We start from the raw sequence: 16,152 nt of genomic DNA, 5'->3' as shown, positions 1-16,152 counted from the left end.
GGCCGGCGCCGCACGGCCCTGCCCGGCGACTCACACGGATCCGCCCGGTGCCCCGGCCCGCGGGCCGGGGCACCGGGCGGACGCGCCCGACTGAGAGAAGGGAGGAGCCCCTTGGCCGGAGAACGGAAGAACAGGCGGCACGCACCACTGGTCAGGGCCATGGGCCTGTTCGTGCCGCACCGGCTCCGGCTCGGCGCCGTGCTGCTGCTGGTGGCCGCCGGATCGCTGGCCGCAATCGCACCGCCGTTCATGCTGCGGCAGATCTTCGACGTCGCGTTGCCCCAGGGCCGGCTCGGACTGCTGACCGGGCTGGCCGCCGGGATGTTCGCCCTGGTGGTGGCCAGCACGTCCGCCGGAGTGCTCCAGGCCTACCTGTTGGTCACGCTGGGGCAGCGGGTGATGGACGACCTGCGCACCGCGGTCTACACGCATCTGCAGCGGATGTCCCTGTCCTTCTTCACGGCGACCCGCACGGGCGAGGTGCAGTCCCGGATCGCCAATGACATCGGAGCCATGCAGTCGACGGTGACCGGCGCGGCCGCCACGATCGTCGCCAGTGCCACCACGGTGGTGGCCACGTTGCTGGCGATGCTCTCCCTGAACTGGCAGTTGACGGCCGTGTCCCTCGGGGTGCTCCCGTTCTTCGTCGGGATCAGCCGCAGGGTCGGCGCGGAGCGGCGCGGGATCGTCGAGCAGCAACAGAGCCTGATCGCCGTGATGTTCAGCCTGATCGAGGAGTCGCTGTCGGTCAGCGGCTTCCTGCTGGGCCGCACGATGGGGCGCACCGACACGCTCGTCAAGGAGTTCGCGGGGCGGTCGCGGGACCTCGCGGATCTGACCGTCCGGTCCTCGATGGCCGGGCGATGGCGCCAGTCCATCATCTCGATCATCGTGGCCGCGATGCCGATAGCGTTCTACTGGACGGCCGGAATCGTCGGTGGGCACGGTGGCCCGACCATATCCGTGGGTACCGTCGTCGCGTTCACCGCTCTCCAACAGGGCCTCTTCGGGCCGGTCATGACCCTGTTGCAGACCGGCATCGGCATCCAGAGCTCCATGGTCCTGTTCGACCGGGTCTTCGAGTACCTGGACCTCGAGGTCGACATCGCGGAGCCCAGGGATCCCGTTCCGCTCGCCGGGCGCCACGGACACGTCCGCTTCGAGCAAGTGAGCTTCTCCTACCCGGCTTCGGGGCCCGTCCTCCAGGGCGTGGACTTCGACCTACCGGCCGGCGAGAAGCTGGCGGTCATCGGCGCCACCGGCGCGGGCAAGACCACCCTCGGCCATCTGGTTCCGCGCCTCTACGACGTCACGGGCGGTCGGATCACCATCGACGGCGTCGACATCCGTGACCTCAGCTTCGCCACCCTTGCCGAGACGGTCGGCATCGTCTTGCAGGACACCCATCTCTTCCACACGACCGTGGCCGACAACCTGCGGTTCGCCAAGCCCGGAGCGACGGCGCGTGAGCTGGCGGCCGCCGCCGAAGCCGCTCAGATCCATGAACTGATCGAAAGCCTGCCGAAGGGGTACGACACCATCGTGGGCGAGCGCGGGTACCGGTTCTCCGGCGGCGAGAAACAGCGCCTGGCGATCGCCCGAACCATGCTGAGGAATCCGCCGGTCCTCGTCCTGGACGAGGCCACCAGCGCGCTGGACACGATCACCGAGAAGGCGGTCCAACGAGCGCTTGACGCGCTCTCCGTGGGCCGTACCACGATCACGATCGCCCACCGGTTGTCCACCGTCCGGCATGCCGACCGGATCATCGTTCTGGACGGCGGCCGGGTCGTCGAGTCGGGCACGCACGCGGACCTTCTCGCCCGCGCCGGACGGTACGCGGAGCTCTGCCGGGCGAGTGGCTCCCTCGGCCCGAAACCCTGAAGCCCTGAAGAGCGGAAGATGGAAGGGTGCCAGTCGCCTATGCCAGACGCTCGCTCAGAGCCGCAGGTCCATCCGCTGCTCGACCGTGTCCAGGCCGAACTTGCGGGCGGAACGGGAGACGGTGAGCTCGAAACCGGCCTTCGCGTACAGGTGGTGGGCTGCGTCGAGGCCCGCGATGGTCCACAGCAGCACGCCCTCGTACGAACGGGCGCGGGCCTCGTCCAGGGCGGTGTCCAGCAGCCGGCCGCCCAGGCCCCGGCCCCGGGCGACCGGGTCGAGGAGCACCCACCGCAGCTGGCCCCAGCCCGGGCGCTCGTCCGCCCGGACGAGGCCGGCGGCGCCGACCACGCGGCCGTCGAGCTCGGCGACCCACAGACGACCGGGCGCCGCACCGCCCTCGCGGGCCCGGGCGAGGACCAACTCGGCCATCCCGGCGGCGACATAGGCCTCCATGGTCTCGTCCGTGCCGTACTCGCGGGCGTAGAGGACACCGTGCAGGGCGGCGACGGTGCCGAGGTCTCCGGGGCGGACGGCCTCGCGGACGGTCGCGGATCCGGGTGCGGTGGCGGCCATGCTGGCATCCCTTCCAGGAGGACACTTCCACTGAAACAGTCGTTTCAGTGGAACGATAGACCACGTGTCCACCCCCACCCCCGCCGATGCGCGCTCCCGCCCGTCGCGGCGCCGCGAGGAGATCCTCGCCGCGACCGTCCGCTACGTCGCCGAGCACAACGTGTCCGACCTCTCGCTGCGCCCGCTGGCGGCCGAGATCGGCTCCAGCCCGCGGGTGCTGCTGTACCTGTTCGGGTCGAAGGAGCAGTTGGTCCGGGAGGTTCTGGCGGTCGGTCGGGCCGAGCAACTCGCGCTGCTGGAGCGCTGCGAGGCCGAGGGCGGCGACGCCCGCGAGACCCTCGAACTGCTCTGGGAGTGGCTGACGAAGCCCGAACACCGGGGCGCGCTACACCTGTTCTTCGAGGGGTACGTCCGCGCCTTCGGCGGCTCCGGGCCCTGGCTGGACTTCGGCACCGCCTCGCTGGACGAGTGGCTGCCGCCGCTGGAGCGCGTCCTGGACGGCACCGGCGCGAATCCCACCGTGGTGCTGGCCGTCCTCCGCGGCCTGCTGCTGGACCTCCTCGCCGACGGCGGCGGGGGCGGGAGCGGGAGCAGGGACGGGGACGGGGACGGGGACGGCGACGAGGGTGGCGGGAACCACGCCGCCCGCGTCCACGCCGCCTGGCACGCCTTCCTCGACACCACCCTCGGCTGACGCCCGGCAGGGGGCCTGCGCCAACGTGACGCTTCGTGTTCGTGTGCCGGCGCTCGCGTCCTGGCGGTGCGCTGCCCATGTGCAGGCGGGGATCTGACCACGGGCCAGCAGGTCGGGCCGGAGCTGGTGTTCCCGATGCCGGTCTGCACGGTGGCCGTGGCGCCGGATGGCCGGCTGGTGGTGGGCTTCGGCTGGGAGGTCGCCGTGTTGGCCCGCCGTTGACCGGGCCCCGCACGCACGTCTCGCCGCCGGACGGCGCCGGCGGCCCGTGGTCAGTTCGCGCCGGGCGGGAGCCAGCGCAGGGCGAACCAGAGTTCCATCCGGACCTCCGCGTCGCCGAGGTCGACGGCGAGCAACTCGCCGACCCGGGCGATGCGTTGGCGCACGGTGTTGCGGTGGAGCTGGAGCGCCGCCGCGGTGCGGTCCCAGCTGCCGTGCAGGGCGAGCCAGGTGCGTAGGGTCTCCCGGAGCACGGCCGGCCCGGGGGTGCCCGCGGCGGTCAGCGGGGCGAAGGTGCTGCGGGCGAGGGCGGCGGCGTCCTCGGGGGCGACCAGGGTGTGGACGCTCGGCCCGACGGCCTCGCGGTGGTGGACGGCGGCGGCACCGGTGGCCAGCGCGTGACGCAGGGCCCGGTCGGCCTGGGCGTCGGCGATCCTCAGCTCCGCCGTGGGGGCGGGCGCGCTGACGCCGAGCGTCCAGCCGAGCCGGGCGGCGGATTCGGTGTCCACGACCCGGTCCGGAGCCGCCGAGCCGGGCAGCAGCGCCCGCAGCCAGGTCCCGTCCAGGTGCAGGTGCGGTGTGCCGAGGGCGGTGCCGAGGGCGGCGAGTTGGACGGCCTCCCCGCCGCCGCCCGCCCGGCCGGTCAGCCGGCCGTGCACGACCACCCAGGCGCCGTCGGGCGGCAGCAGGGTGGCGGCCGCCTCCTCCGGTGCGGCGCCGAGCAGGAGCCGCACCAGGGCTCCCGCGCTGCGGGCGTCCGTGCCGAGCGCGTGCCGCGGGCTGGTGAGCAGCGAGAGCAGCACCACGGCCACCCCGGCCACGGACCGGTGGACGGCGGTCGGCGGTTCCTCGGCGGCGGTGACGAGCGTGAGCGGGCCGCCGGAACCGTCCGAGCCGGGCAGGGTCCGCACGGTCAGGTGCCGCCCGGCGTGGTGCTGGGCGGCGGCGGTCGGAGGCTGGGCGCGGCCTGCGGCGCGCGCGGTGGTCCGTTCCGCGAGGGCGCTCAGTTCGGCCAGGACCGGCACGGGCGGGCGCGCTCCGGCGCTGAACAGTTCGACGCCGCGCCCGTCCAGCAGTGCCGTCCAACCGCCCAGGTGCACGGCGAGTTGCTGGACGACCGCGCGCAGCGCGTCGGGGCGGGCGGCCGCGGAGGCGAGTGCGGACTGGGCTTCGGAGATCTGCCGCAGGCCGCGGTGGACGGCCTCGGCCATCGCCGAGTAGGCGGCCCGGCCGACGGCGACGAACGGGGTGCCGTCGGGCACCCGCAGCAGGGGCAGGCCGTGCCGGTCGCAGGCGGCGACCAGGTCGGCCGGCACCTCGTCGTAGACCGGTGCGACGCCGAAGCCGAGTGCGGCGGCGCCCGCTTCGACGACGCAGCGCACGTAGGCGTCGATGCCCTCGGCGTCCTGCGGAAGGCGGACTCCGGCGGTGAGCAGCAGTTCACCGCCGAGCAGGTAGGGGCCGGGGTTCTCGACCTCGGTGGTGCCGACGGTGCCGATCAGCCGGTCGTCGGCCGGTCCGGCGATCCGGCGCAGTCCGAGCACGGGGTCGGCGAGCAGGACGGTCAGCGGGATGGCGGGGCTGCCGGAGGCGGGAGCGGGGGCTGGGTCGGGCACGCCGGCGGCCTTTCGTCGGAGGTTTTGCACATCTGACACCACGATATTGGATGAATCCGATACTTCTGCAGGCCAGGTGGGGCGGTTTAGGTTCAGCGCACGGCGTTTTCCTTCGGGCGCCCCCGGCTCGCCCCCCGTTCCCCGCCTTTCCTGTGCGCCCTGCCAGTCCCGCCCGCTGCCCCGCCCGCTGCCCCGCCTGCTCCCCCACCCACAGCCCTGGCCCGGCCCGCTCCCCCAGCGCGTCCGGCCGGATCGGAGGACCCCCCATGACCCTCGACTACGTCGTGATGATCGGCTATCTGTTGGGCATCGTCGGCGTCGGCTGGTGGGGCAAGCGGCGCGCCTCCTCGAAGGCGGACTTCCTCGTCGCGGGCCGCCGTCTGGGCCCGGTGCTGTACACGGGGACGATGGCCGCCGTCGTGCTCGGCGGCGCGTCCACCATCGGCGGCGTGCGGCTCGGCTACTCCTACGGCCTGTCGGGCGCCTGGATGGTGTTCGCCATCGGGCTCGGCCTGCTGGCGCTGAGCATCCTCTTCTCCGCCCGGATCGCCCGACTGCGGGTGTACACCGTGGCCGAGATGCTGTCGCTGCGCTACGGCGGGGCGGCGAGCGTGATCTCCGGCGTGGTCATGTGGGTCTACACCCTGATGCTGGCGGTGACTTCGACGATCGCCTACGCCAGCGTCTTCGACGTGCTGTTCGACGTGCCCCGCTGGGCGGCCGTGGTGATCGGCGGCACCATCGTGGTCGGCTACTCGGCGCTCGGGGGCATGTGGTCGATCACCCTCACCGACATGGTGCAGTTCGTGGTGAAGAGCATCGGGGTGCTGTTCCTGCTGCTGCCCGTCGCCGTCGTGAAGGCTGGCGGCATCGCCCGACTGAAGGCCGAACTGCCGTCCGGCTACTTCTCGTTCGGCTCGATCGGCGGCGACACCATCTTCACCTACGTGCTGATCTACACCTTCGGCATGCTGATCGGCCAGGACATCTGGCAGCGGGTGTTCACCGCCCGCACCGACCGGGTGGCCACGTACGGCGGCACGGTGGCCGGCGCCTACTGCCTGGCGTACGCCGTCGCCGGCGCGGTGATCGGGATGGCCACCAAGGCGCTCTACCCCCAACTGGCCAGCCCCGACAGCGCGTTCGCGACCATCGTGAAGGACACGCTGCCGGCCGGGGTGCGCGGCCTGGTCCTGGCGGCGGCGCTGTCCGCGATGATGTCGACCGCGAGCGGCGCGCTGATCGCCTCCGCCACCGTGGCCAACAACGACATCTGGGCCCGGGTACGCACGCTCGTCGGCCGGGGAGGGTCGGGCACCGCGGCCACGGACCATGACGAGGTGCGGTCCAACCGGCTGGCGATCGTGGCCCTCGGCGTCTTGTCGATCAGCGTCGCCTGCGTCTTGGACGACGTGATCTCGGCGCTCACCGTCGCGTACAACCTGTTGGTCGGCGGTCTGCTGGTGCCGATCCTGGGCGGGCTGGTCTGGCGGCGCGGCAACCTGCCGGGCGCGCTCGCCGCGATGGTCGCGGGCGGCGGCACCGTGATCGCGCTGATGGCCGCCAAGGGTGTCCTCGCCAACGAGCCGATCTACTTCGGCCTCGCCGTGAGCCTGGTCGCCTACCTGACCGTCAGCCTGGCCACCCGCCCGACCGATGCCACCGTGCTGGAGCACTGGCGCGGCCGGCTCGCCGGGCAGGCCGAGACTCCGGCCGCTCCCGCCGCCACCGCCCCGGCCGCCGCACTCTGAGAGGAAGCCTCATGGGCCTGCCCGCCGCACCGACCGTCCCGCCCACTGCGTCCGTACCGACCGCACCAACGGCACCGACCGAGGCCCGGCTGCGCCGCGAACTCGCCGCCGTGTACCGGCTGGTCGCCCACTTCCGGATGACCGACCTGATCTTCACCCACATCTCGGTCCGCGTCCCCGGCCCCGAGCAGCACTTCCTGATCAACCCGTACGGCCTGCTGTTCGAGGAGATCACCGCCTCCGACCTGGTCAAGATCGACCTGGCCGGGAACCCGGTGGAGCCGACCCCCCATCTGGTCAACCCGGCGGGCTTCGTGATCCACAGCGCCGTCCACGCGGCCCGCCAGGACGCCCACTGCGTGCTGCACACGCACACCCGGGCGGGCTGCGCGGTCGCCGCCCAGCGGGACGGGCTGCTGCCCCTCAACCAGATCTCGATGGAGTTCCACGACCGGGTCGGCTACCACGACTACGAGGGCGTCGCGCTCAACCTGGCCGAGCAGGAACGACTGGTCGCCGACCTCGGCGGGCACCCGGCGCTGATCCTGCGCAACCACGGCCTGCTGACCGTCGGCCGCACACCGGGCGAGGCCTTCCTGCGGATGTACTACCTGGACAAGGCCTGCGAGATCCAGATCGCCGCCCAGGCCGGCGGCGGCCCGCTCGTCCTGCCGTCCCGCGAGACCGCCGAGCTCACCGCCCGCCAGCTGACCGGCCAGGAGCACGGCTCCGACCTCCAGGACGACCGGGCCGGCGAGCTGGCCTGGGCGGCTCTCCTGCGCCTCGCCGACCGGATCGCCCCCGACCACGCGAACTGACCCCGTCGACCCGGCGCAACGCCCACGCGCCGACACCTCGACGCCGACTCCCCGACTTCGCCCTGACGCCGCCCCGCCCCGCCCCGCCCGACAGGAGCAGCCATGAGCACCGCCCCCGACCCCCACGCCCCCCACAGCCCCCTCGGCCCCACCGACTCCTCCCGCGTACCGCGCTACGCCGGGCCCGCCACCTTCGCCCGCCTGCCCCGGATCGACCAGGTGCCGCGCGCGGACGTCGCGGTCGTCGGCGTGCCCTTCGACACCGGCGTCTCCTACCGGCCCGGCGCCCGCTTCGGCGGCAACGCGATCCGCGAGGCCAGCCGGCTGCTGCGCCCCTACAACCCGGCCCAGGGCGCCTCGCCGTTCGCGCTCGCCCAGGTCGCCGACGCCGGGGACATCGCCGCCAACCCGTTCGACATCCACGAGGCGGTCGACACCGTCGAGGCGGCCGCCGGCGAACTGCTGGACACCGGCGCCCGGCTGATGACCCTCGGCGGCGACCACACCATCGCGCTCCCGCTGCTGCGCGCCGTGGCCCGCCGGCACGGGCCGGTCGCGCTGCTGCACTTCGACGCCCACCTGGACACCTGGGACACCTACTTCGGCGCCGAGTACACCCACGGCACACCGTTCCGCCGGGCCGTCGAGGAGGGAATCCTGGACACCTCCGCACTCTCCCACGTCGGCACCCGCGGGCCGCTCTACGGCAAGCAGGACCTCACCGACGACGAGAAGCTCGGCTTCGGCATCGTCACCTCCGCCGACGTCCTGCGGCGCGGCGTGGACGAGGTCGCCCAGCAGCTGCGCGAGCGGGTCGGCGACCGCCCCCTGTACATCTCCATCGACATCGACGTGCTCGACCCGGCGCACGCCCCCGGCACCGGCACCCCCGAGGCCGGCGGACTCACCTCGCGCGAACTGCTGGAGATCCTCCGCGGCCTGAGCGGCTGCCACCTGGTCTCCGCCGACGTGGTCGAGGTCGCACCCGCGTACGACCACGCCGAGATCACCGCCGTGGCCGCCTCGCACACCGCCTACGAGCTGACGACGTTGATGGCCCGCCAGATCGCGAGCGAACGGACGGAGCCAGGTCCGCGAGCCGGCGCGGGCGACCGCACCGACGTCCGCCCGGACGGACGCACCGACGGACGCCCCGACGGCCCCGCCGCCACCCGCACGGAGTCCCACGACGCCACCGGCGAGGTGCGCGCATGACATACCTCCGCAACGGCGGCGACCTGGTGGTCGAGTCGCTCGCCACGCTCGGCGCCCGCTGCGTCTTCGGCCTGCCCGGCCAGCACGCCCTCGGCCTGTTCGACGCGCTGCGCCGCTCCGACCTGCGGTACGTGGGGTTGCGGGTGGAGAACAACGCCGGCTTCGCCGCCGACGGCTACGCCCGCACCGCCGGGACGGTCGCCCCGCTGTTCCTGTCCACCGGGCCCGGCGCGCTCACCTCGCTGGCCGCGCTCCAGGAGGCCGCCGCCGCCTCGGTGCCGGTGCTCGCCGTCTCCAGCCAGATCCCCTCGGCCGGACTGGGTGGGCGACGGCGCGGCTATCTGCACGAACTCGTCGACCAGCAGGCCAGCTTCCGCGACGTGGTGAAGTCCGTGCACACCGCCCGCACCCCCGCGCAGATCCCCTCCGCGCTGGCCGCCGCCTGGGAGTCGGCGCTGAGCGCGCCGTACGGGCCGGTGTGGGTGGAGATCCCGCAGGACATCCTGCTCGCGCCAGTGACCGTACCGCCGGTCACCGGGCTGCGCGCCGAACCCCGGCCGCCGATCCCCCGCCCGGAGCTGATCGCCGAGGCCGCGGTGCTGCTGGCCGAGGCCGAACGCCCGGTGATCCTGGCCGGAGGCGGTGTGGTCCGGGCCGGAGCCGGTGACGAACTGCTGCGGCTGGCCGAGCTGTTGCGGGCCCCGGTGGCCTGCACCTTCGGCGCCAAGGGGGCCTTCCCCTGGGAGCACCCGCTGTCGCTGCGGTCCTGGCTGGAGGACCGCCACACCACCGACCTGCTGGAGGACGCCGACGTCCTGCTCGTCGTCGGCTCCGGCCTGGGCGAACTGTCCAGCAACTACCACACCATGGCGCCGCGCGGCCGGATCATCCAGATCGAGGCCGACGCGGGCAAGCTGGAGGCCAACCACCCGGCCTTCGGCATCCACGCCGACGCCCGCCTCGCCCTGGCCGCCCTCTCCGACTCGGTACCGGCCGCCGTACCGGACGGACGGGCCGAGGCGGTGGCCGCCGAACTGCTCAAGCGCGTCCAGGAGCGGATCGACGGCCAGGGGCTGGAACTCGAACAGGACTTGCTGGCATCCGTTCGCCACGCGCTACCGGACGACTCGCCGGTCTTCTTCGACATGACGATCCTCGGCTACTGGGCCTGGTCCGCCTTCGACGCCCGCCGCCCCGGGGCGATGCACTCCGCCCAGGGCGCCGGCGGCCTCGGCTACGGCTACCCCGCCGCGCTGGGCGCCGCCGTGGCCACGGACGGCCGCCCGGTCCTCGCCGTCTCCGGCGACGGCGGCGCGATGTACTCGCTCGCCGAACTCGCCACCGCCCGCCAACTCGGCCTCAACGCCACCTGGTTGATCATCGACGACGGCGGTTACGGCATCCTGCGCGAGTACATGACGGGCGCCTTCGGCGAGGCCACCGCCACCGAACTGGCCCGCCCGGACTTCGTCCGTCTGGCCGAGTCCTTCGGCGTCCCGGCCGCCTTGACCACACCCGACGACCTCGCACGGGACCTGGCCGCCGCACTCGCCGCCCCGGGCCCCAACGTGCTGGTCCTGCCCACCCTGCTGCGGATGTTCGCGCCCACCCACCTGGACGGCTGAACCACGGAGGGAGCGCGACGGCCGGACCCCCGCCCCGCCCTGCGGTCCCCGCCGCCCGGCGCGCTCTCCCCATCTGCCCCACACCACCACGCCCCCGGACCGTCCGACGCCGTTCCGCCGGCCCTTGGATAGGCTGCCGCAATGGCCCTCGACTCCCCCCGGCTGCTGCGCGCCGACGCCGCCCGCAACGCGGAAAAGATCATCCGGGCTGCCCGGGAGGTCTTCACCGAACAAGGCCCCGACGCCCTCCTCGACGACGTGGCACGCCGGGCCGGCGTCGGGGCCGCCACGCTCTTCCGCCGTTTCCCCGACAAGGCCGCGCTGCTGCGGGCCGTACTGGACGAGCGCTTCGGCGAGAACGTCCGCCCCGTCATCCAGGCTGCCGCCCACGACCCCGACCCCGCCTCCGGACTGGCCCGCGTCCTGGAAGCGGCACTGGAATCGGTGGCCGGCGACTACAACGTGCTGGCCGCCGCCCGCTCCGCCGGCGTCCTGACCCCGGCGACCGGGCAGGAGTTCTTCGCCGCCCTCGACGCTCTCCTGGCGCGCGGTCAGCACGCAGGTGTGATCCGCGCCGACCTCGTACCCGACGACCTGCACCGCGTCGTCGTCATGCTGGTCTCGGTGCTGTGGACGATGGAACCCCACGAGGACGGCTGGCGCCGCTACCTGGCCCTGGTCCTCGACGGCCTCACCCCCGCCGGGGCCCGCCCGCTGCCCTGCCCCGCCCCCGCACTGCACACCCGCACACCCTGACGCCGAGGCGGGTGCCGGCCGCCCTTGCGGGGGCGGCCGGCACCACCGGCCGCTAGCGCGCCGGATCAGCTCACCGGATACACCCGGATCGCCGAGGCCGGGCACATGGCGGCCGCCTGGCGGGCCAGTTCCGCCGCCCGTGCGCCGGGCTCGGCGGCGAGCACGACGACCTGCCCGGCCTCGTCCTGGTCGAACACCAGCGGCGCGGTCACCGCGCACTGCCCCGACGACACGCACCGCGAGGTGTCCGCCTCCACCCGCGCGACCGGCCGCTCGCGCGGGTGTTCCTCGTTCACCACAGGACCGGGACCTCGCTGAGGCCGCCCGCCAGCCGCTCGTCGTGGTCGCGCAGGCTCCGCGCGTCCACCGCCAGCCGCAGGTCGGGGAAGCGCCGGAACAGCGCGGTCAGCGCGACCTGCATCTCGGTGCGTGCCAGCACGTTGCCGATGCAGTAGTGGCCGCCGTGCCCGAAGGCCAGGTGCGCGTTGGGGGAACGCGACGGGTCGAAGGTGTCCGGCTCCTCGAACACCCGCCCGTCCCGGTTCGCGGCGTTGATCGCCACCAGCACCGCCTCGCCCCGCGCGATCGCGGTCCCCGCGACGGTGACGTCCTCGCGGGCGTAGCGGGTCAGGCCCAGGCCACCGGGCGAGGCCATCCGCAGGACCTCCTCCACGGTGGCGCGGGCCAGCGCGTCCGGGTCGGCGGCGAAGCGGTCCCGCCGGGCGGTGTCGCTCAGCAGGAACAGCACCCCCAGGTCGATCCGGGCCGACGTCGTCTCGTGGCCCGCGAACAGCAGCCCCACCGCCAGCCGGGTCATCTCCCCCTCGGTGAACGAGGGGTCCTCCGCCTGCACGGCCAGGATGTCGCTGATCACGTCCTGCCCCGGCTGCTTCCGCTTCTCCTCGGCGATGCCGGCCACGTACGCCTCGAACTCGGCCATGGCCGCGGCGCCGTCGGCCCCGCCGTACAGCGCGGCGATCCGCTCCGACCAGCCGCGCAGCAGGCCCCGGTCCGCGACCGGCACACCCAGCAGCTCGCAGATCACCATCACCGGCAACGGGAACGACAGGTGGTCGTGCAGGTTGACGGCGCGTTCCGGATCCCGCGCGCGCTCCTCCTCCATCGCGTCCAGGCAGGATGCGGCGAGTTCCCCGATCCTCTCGCCCAGCCGGCGCATCCGCGGAGCGCTGAACGCGGGCGCCAGCATCCGCCGCATCCGCGTGTGCTCGCGGTCCTCCTCCTCGGGCGTGGGGGCGGGGCGCGTGTGCAGCGCCGACTCCGAGATCCTCGGCGCGCCCTCGGAATCGGGGCGCAGCCGGGAGAACCGGGCGTCGCCCAGGACCTCCCGGGCCTCCTCGTAGCGGGTCACCAGCCAGGCCGGGTCGCCGGCGGGTGTCGTCACCCGCGTGATCGGACCTTCCTCGCGCAGACGCGCGAACAGCGGCGCCAGGTCCAGGGCGTCGGGGCGCTCGAAGGGTAACTGCGGTGCGGGGGCGGTCATGGTGTCTCCTCACCGGCCAAAGGCCACAAGAGCAGCGAACGTTCGGCAGAACCGCCCTCTCCTGCACGTCCAGGCCAGGGCGGACGAACGGCGCCCCCGGCCAACAAGTGAGAGTCAGCTCTCTCTTCTCTCGGGAGCGTAACACCGTCGGCACGCACAGTCAGCCACTGGGCGAGATCGGCCCGTTCGGTGCCGGAACGGGCCCGGCCCTCGGGAGAGTCGAACGGAAATCGGCGGCGGCGGGGGCCTTGATTCCGGTTCGGCGACGCACCTGAAGCAGCGGCCTGGGCGCGCAGACCGGCGCCCTCCACACCCGCATCCCGCTCACCGGCCGCATCCTCGCCGACGGCGACACGAGCGTCCGCTTCCGGATCACTGCCGCACACGATCCGGGCGCCACGCTCCAGCACCTGACCGCGCAGCATCCTCTACGCCGCCCCGCAGCCCGGCCGAGCGTGACCGCAGGCACCACCCCGCACACGCACCCACCACACCCGCGCCGCGAAACGCGGGTCGGACACCACCCCGGCCCAGGTGGGCTCAGCCTCGCAACCTCGCACAAGCCGGACGGAAAGCGCCGGTGGCGCCACCCGGCGTGCACGCCGCCGCGGGACTCGCAGTCCTTGGTGCGGCACGCGGCGGAGCCGCTCCGCCGCCGGCCCCGCGACCGGCCCGGCGGTCACCCCGCCGACGCACCGCCGGCCGCGCCGGCCACGTCGAGCGGGAGCCGCTCCGGCCCACCGGAGCAGGGTGCACCGCCGTTCAGGTGCGTGGCCGCCCACCGCCCCAGCTCGGCCAACGCGGGCTCCAACGCGTTGCCCGCTTCGGTCAGCCGGTAGGAGACCCGCAGCGGAGGGCCGGCGTCCACCTCTCGCAGGATCAGGCCGGCCTCGCCGAGTTCGGTGAGCCGCTCCGAGAGCATGCGCTCGCTGATGCCCGGGATGGCCCGCCGAAGATCGGCGAAGTACACGGGCCCCGGGATCAGGGTGACGACGATCAGGCCCGTCCACCGCTTGCCGAAGAGCTGGAAGACGCGCGCAATGCCCTCGTCGGCCTTCCTGCATGCCTGCTCGCCGTGATTCGCCATGCCACCAGGGTAGCCCTCGACCTACGTAGCTTTAGAAAAGTAAGTGGCTATGTTATTACTAGCTACATAAGAAACCTCAGCCCCTAGCTCTGGAGCCCTCCATGGCCACCCTGCTGCACCTCGACTCCTCCGCCCTGCCCCACGGCTCCGCCTCCCGCGAGGTCACGGCCACCTTCCGCAAGGCATGGGAGGAGCAGCACCCCGAGGGCACGGTCGTCTACCGCGACCTCGCGGCCGAGCCGCTGCCGCACCTCACCGCTGCCGGCATCACGGCCGCCTTCGCCGACCCGGCCGACCACACGGACGAGCAGAAGGCCGCTTTCGCCCTGCGCACCGAGCTGGCCGCGGAGCTGGAGAACGCGGACGCGGTGCTCATCGGCGCCCCCATGTACAACTTCACGATCCCCTCCAGCCTCAAGGCATGGCTGGACCACGTGATCATCATGGGCCGCACCGGCGGCGAGAACTCCTCCGTCGCGGGCAAGCCCGTCACCGTCGTCGCCAGCCGCGGCGGCTCCTACGCGCCCGGCACCCCGCGCGAGGACTTCGAGTTCGCGGCCAACTACCTGGAGAAGGCGCTGACCGGCCTGCTCGGCCTCAAGGTCGACGTCATCACGCCCGAACTGACCCTGGCCCGCACCGTCCCCGCGATGGCCGACCTGGTCGACCTGTCGGACGCCTCCCGCGCCCAGGCCCACGAGCAGGCCGCTGCCAAGGCCAAGGCCCTCGCCGCCGGCCTCTCCGCCTGACCAGCACCTGCGGGCCGTACACCGGCACGGCGCGGACCGAACCCGGCCCGCACCACCGCCGCCGCCGCTGATGTCGTCGCGGGGGCGGGGCAGGGCCGCCCCCGCGACGACGGACGCCCCCGAATCCAGGCCCCGCCACACCACCACCGGGCGGAAGCAAGCCCGCGACTCACCAGCCCGCGACGCCGCACCCCACCCGAACGCCACTGCCTGCCCCACCCCGAAAGACGGTCGCCATGACCCGCCGCACCACCGACCCCACCCAGCCCTCCACCAGGCTGTCCGACCTCAGCACCGGCCCCTGGGTCCTGGACCCGGCCACGTCATCAGTGGAGATCAAGCACAAGTCGATGTGGGGACTGGCCACGATCAGGGCCGCCTTCACCAAGCTCAGCGGCGAAGGCGAGATCAGCCCCGACGGCTCCGCGCACGGCACACTGACCGTCGAGGCCGCGTCGATCCTCAGCAAGCAGGCCAAACTCGACACCCACCTGCGCTCCGCGGACTTCTTCGACGTCGACAGGTATCCGACGTTCACCTTCACCGCCACCCGCGTCGTCGCCGACAGCGCCGGAACCGCCAAGGTCACCGGCAGCCTCACCGTGCTCGGCACCACCCGCCCGCTCACCTTCACCTCCCGCGCCACCGCCGCCGGCCCGCACGAGGTGACCCTCAGCGGCGAGATCACCGTCGACCGCAACGACTTCGGCATGAACTGGAACAGAGCCGCAATGATCAAGGGCCTCACCACCGTCACCCTCACCACCCGCTTCACCCACCGCTGACCCACCGGTCCCCGCCCCCCCGACCCGGCCCCGTACTGGGGCGGGCCCTGGAAGCGGAGCTGACGAGGTTGATCCGCAGGTTCCGCGGCACCTCACCGGCCGCGTTGCATGGACGTACGCGACTTCGTCCTGTGGCTGCGGACGTGCCACAACCCGGCGCGGGACCGGCGCCGACCGGATGCGCCCGTGCCGGGATCGCTGAACGCGCCACCGGCAAGCCGTACCTGAGGTCGGGCTACGCCCCGGCCACCGTCAACCACGCGGTGTCGGTGCTGGCGGCGTTCTACGACCACCATCTGCAGACCGGGCAGGGTCCCGTCGTCTCCTCGGTGCCGCCGCAGTCCCGTGAGTACCTCACGTCCGTCGCGACGGGCTCCTGGGCCAGGGCGCCGGCCCAGGAGCGGCGGTCTACCGGGATGCGGCGGGATACGCGGCGGTCGCGCGGATTTCGACGAGGAGTCCCGGGCTGGCGAGGCCGCTGACCCCGATGATCGTCCAGGTCGGGTAGGGCGCCTTGACGAGGCGCTGCTTGGCCTCGATGAAGCCGGGCAGGTGCCGGCGGATGTCGACGTGGTAGCTGGTGACGTCGACGAGGGCGGACGGGTCGAGGTTCTCCAGTCGAAGGATCTCTTCGATCTTCCGGATGGCGATCTCGGTCTGCTCTTCGATGGTGTCCGGGATGGTTCCGTCGGCGCGGCGACCGATCGTTCCGGCGATGAACAGGAGGCCGTGCGCGCGGACCGCGGCGGAATAGCCGAAGCTCGCGAAGGCGCTGGTGGTTTGTCCGAAGACTGCGTTGTCCTCGGGGATCGCGACGGTGTGGACGGTCATTGCGGTGCTTCCTTTTCTTTGGTGACTCGGTCGTGTTCTTCGGTGACG

General features: G+C 73.2%; 14 protein-coding genes and 1 pseudogene. 9 read left to right on the top strand and 6 right to left on the bottom strand.

Annotation, left to right across the window (positions count from 1 at the left end; genetic code table 11):
- The first annotated feature begins 159 nt into the window (after positions 1-159).
- Entirely contained in the window at positions 160-1,884 is a 1,725-nt protein-coding gene (locus ACFVHI_RS10805) for an ABC transporter ATP-binding protein (protein ID WP_380337839.1), read from the top strand.
- Between the two features lie 54 nt (positions 1,885-1,938).
- On the opposite strand, the gene ACFVHI_RS10800 is transcribed toward ACFVHI_RS10805, so the two are convergent.
- Entirely contained in the window at positions 1,939-2,457 is a 519-nt protein-coding gene (locus ACFVHI_RS10800; protein WP_380337828.1) for a GNAT family N-acetyltransferase, read from the bottom strand.
- 64 nt (positions 2,458-2,521) lie between these two features.
- Between ACFVHI_RS10800 and ACFVHI_RS10795 the strand changes: the two genes are divergently transcribed.
- Positions 2,522-3,151, top strand: a complete 630-nt coding sequence (locus ACFVHI_RS10795; RefSeq protein ID WP_380337825.1) for a TetR/AcrR family transcriptional regulator — start codon at positions 2,522-2,524, stop codon at positions 3,149-3,151.
- Between the two features lie 272 nt (positions 3,152-3,423).
- Here ACFVHI_RS10795 and ACFVHI_RS10790 read toward each other — a convergent pair whose 3' ends face one another.
- Complete coding sequence (locus tag ACFVHI_RS10790; RefSeq protein WP_380337822.1) at positions 3,424-4,986, bottom strand: PucR family transcriptional regulator ligand-binding domain-containing protein; 1,563 nt, start codon at positions 4,984-4,986, stop codon at positions 3,424-3,426.
- 266 nt (positions 4,987-5,252) lie between these two features.
- Between ACFVHI_RS10790 and ACFVHI_RS10785 the strand changes: the two genes are divergently transcribed.
- The 5 genes and pseudogenes from ACFVHI_RS10785 (at position 5,253) to ACFVHI_RS10765 (ending at position 11,151) form a co-directional block, all read left to right on the top strand.
- Positions 5,253-6,737, top strand: a complete 1,485-nt coding sequence (locus ACFVHI_RS10785; protein ID WP_380337819.1) for a sodium:solute symporter — start codon at positions 5,253-5,255, stop codon at positions 6,735-6,737.
- Between the two features lie 11 nt (positions 6,738-6,748).
- Entirely contained in the window at positions 6,749-7,555 is an 807-nt protein-coding gene (locus ACFVHI_RS10780) for a class II aldolase/adducin family protein (RefSeq protein WP_380337817.1), read from the top strand.
- Positions 7,556-7,657: 102 nt separating this feature from the next.
- Positions 7,658-8,635 (top strand): annotated as a pseudogene (speB, locus tag ACFVHI_RS10775) (agmatinase); the annotation flags it as partial.
- Positions 8,636-8,766: 131 nt separating this feature from the next.
- The gene (locus ACFVHI_RS10770; protein ID WP_380337814.1) at positions 8,767-10,395 is read left to right on the top strand and encodes a thiamine pyrophosphate-binding protein; all 1,629 of its coding nucleotides are present in this window, start codon (positions 8,767-8,769) and stop codon (positions 10,393-10,395) included.
- 141 nt (positions 10,396-10,536) lie between these two features.
- Positions 10,537-11,151 (top strand): TetR/AcrR family transcriptional regulator, encoded by a 615-nt coding sequence (locus tag ACFVHI_RS10765; protein ID WP_063351803.1) that lies wholly within the window; start codon positions 10,537-10,539, stop codon positions 11,149-11,151.
- Positions 11,152-11,216: 65 nt separating this feature from the next.
- Here ACFVHI_RS10765 and ACFVHI_RS10760 read toward each other — a convergent pair whose 3' ends face one another.
- From ACFVHI_RS10760 to ACFVHI_RS10750, 3 genes are all read right to left on the bottom strand, one after another.
- Positions 11,217-11,447, bottom strand: coding sequence for a ferredoxin (locus tag ACFVHI_RS10760; protein WP_380337811.1), 231 nt, complete (start codon positions 11,445-11,447; stop codon positions 11,217-11,219).
- Entirely contained in the window at positions 11,444-12,652 is a 1,209-nt protein-coding gene (locus ACFVHI_RS10755; protein ID WP_380337808.1) for a cytochrome P450, read from the bottom strand. Before ACFVHI_RS10755 ends, ACFVHI_RS10760 begins: the two co-directional genes overlap by 4 nt.
- Positions 12,653-13,331: 679 nt before the next feature.
- On the bottom strand, positions 13,332-13,739 hold the full coding sequence (locus ACFVHI_RS10750; RefSeq protein ID WP_063351805.1) for a helix-turn-helix domain-containing protein: 408 nt from the start codon (positions 13,737-13,739) through the stop codon (positions 13,332-13,334).
- Between the two features lie 101 nt (positions 13,740-13,840).
- Here ACFVHI_RS10750 and ACFVHI_RS10745 point away from each other — a divergent pair, with 101 nt between their 5' ends.
- Both ACFVHI_RS10745 and ACFVHI_RS10740 read left to right on the top strand, forming a co-directional pair.
- Positions 13,841-14,488, top strand: a complete 648-nt coding sequence (locus ACFVHI_RS10745) for an FMN-dependent NADH-azoreductase (RefSeq protein ID WP_380337805.1) — start codon at positions 13,841-13,843, stop codon at positions 14,486-14,488.
- 236 nt (positions 14,489-14,724) lie between these two features.
- Positions 14,725-15,273 (top strand): YceI family protein, encoded by a 549-nt coding sequence (locus tag ACFVHI_RS10740; RefSeq protein ID WP_380337802.1) that lies wholly within the window; start codon positions 14,725-14,727, stop codon positions 15,271-15,273.
- A 408-nt stretch (positions 15,274-15,681) separates the two neighbouring features.
- Here ACFVHI_RS10740 and ACFVHI_RS10735 read toward each other — a convergent pair whose 3' ends face one another.
- Positions 15,682-16,104, bottom strand: coding sequence for a RidA family protein (locus tag ACFVHI_RS10735; protein ID WP_063351808.1), 423 nt, complete (start codon positions 16,102-16,104; stop codon positions 15,682-15,684).
- Positions 16,105-16,152: the final 48 nt, after the last annotated feature.

The sequence above is a fragment of the Kitasatospora sp. NPDC127121 genome (assembly GCF_042677305.1).
Taxonomy (GTDB): domain Bacteria; phylum Actinomycetota; class Actinomycetes; order Streptomycetales; family Streptomycetaceae; genus Kitasatospora.
Note: the sequence above shows the minus strand (reverse complement) of the source record. Positions and strands in the feature narration are given on the sequence as shown.

Bases quoted from the DNA above. Each gene is read 5' to 3' on its own strand.
- ACFVHI_RS10805 (WP_380337839.1), top strand. From the start codon at position 160: ATGGGCCTGTTCGTGCCGCACCGGCTCCGGCTCGGCGCCGTGCTGCTG.
- ACFVHI_RS10735 (WP_063351808.1), bottom strand. From the start codon at position 16,104: ATGACCGTCCACACCGTCGCGATCCCCGAGGACAACGCAGTCTTCGGA.
- ACFVHI_RS10770 (WP_380337814.1), top strand. From the start codon at position 8,767: ATGACATACCTCCGCAACGGCGGCGACCTGGTGGTCGAGTCGCTCGCC.
- ACFVHI_RS10755 (WP_380337808.1), bottom strand. From the start codon at position 12,652: ATGACCGCCCCCGCACCGCAGTTACCCTTCGAGCGCCCCGACGCCCTG.
- ACFVHI_RS10785 (WP_380337819.1), top strand. From the start codon at position 5,253: ATGACCCTCGACTACGTCGTGATGATCGGCTATCTGTTGGGCATCGTC.
- ACFVHI_RS10740 (WP_380337802.1), top strand. From the start codon at position 14,725: ATGACCCGCCGCACCACCGACCCCACCCAGCCCTCCACCAGGCTGTCC.
- ACFVHI_RS10745 (WP_380337805.1), top strand. From the start codon at position 13,841: ATGGCCACCCTGCTGCACCTCGACTCCTCCGCCCTGCCCCACGGCTCC.
- ACFVHI_RS10800 (WP_380337828.1), bottom strand. From the start codon at position 2,457: ATGGCCGCCACCGCACCCGGATCCGCGACCGTCCGCGAGGCCGTCCGC.
- ACFVHI_RS10750 (WP_063351805.1), bottom strand. From the start codon at position 13,739: ATGGCGAATCACGGCGAGCAGGCATGCAGGAAGGCCGACGAGGGCATT.
- ACFVHI_RS10780 (WP_380337817.1), top strand. From the start codon at position 6,749: ATGGGCCTGCCCGCCGCACCGACCGTCCCGCCCACTGCGTCCGTACCG.
- ACFVHI_RS10765 (WP_063351803.1), top strand. From the start codon at position 10,537: ATGGCCCTCGACTCCCCCCGGCTGCTGCGCGCCGACGCCGCCCGCAAC.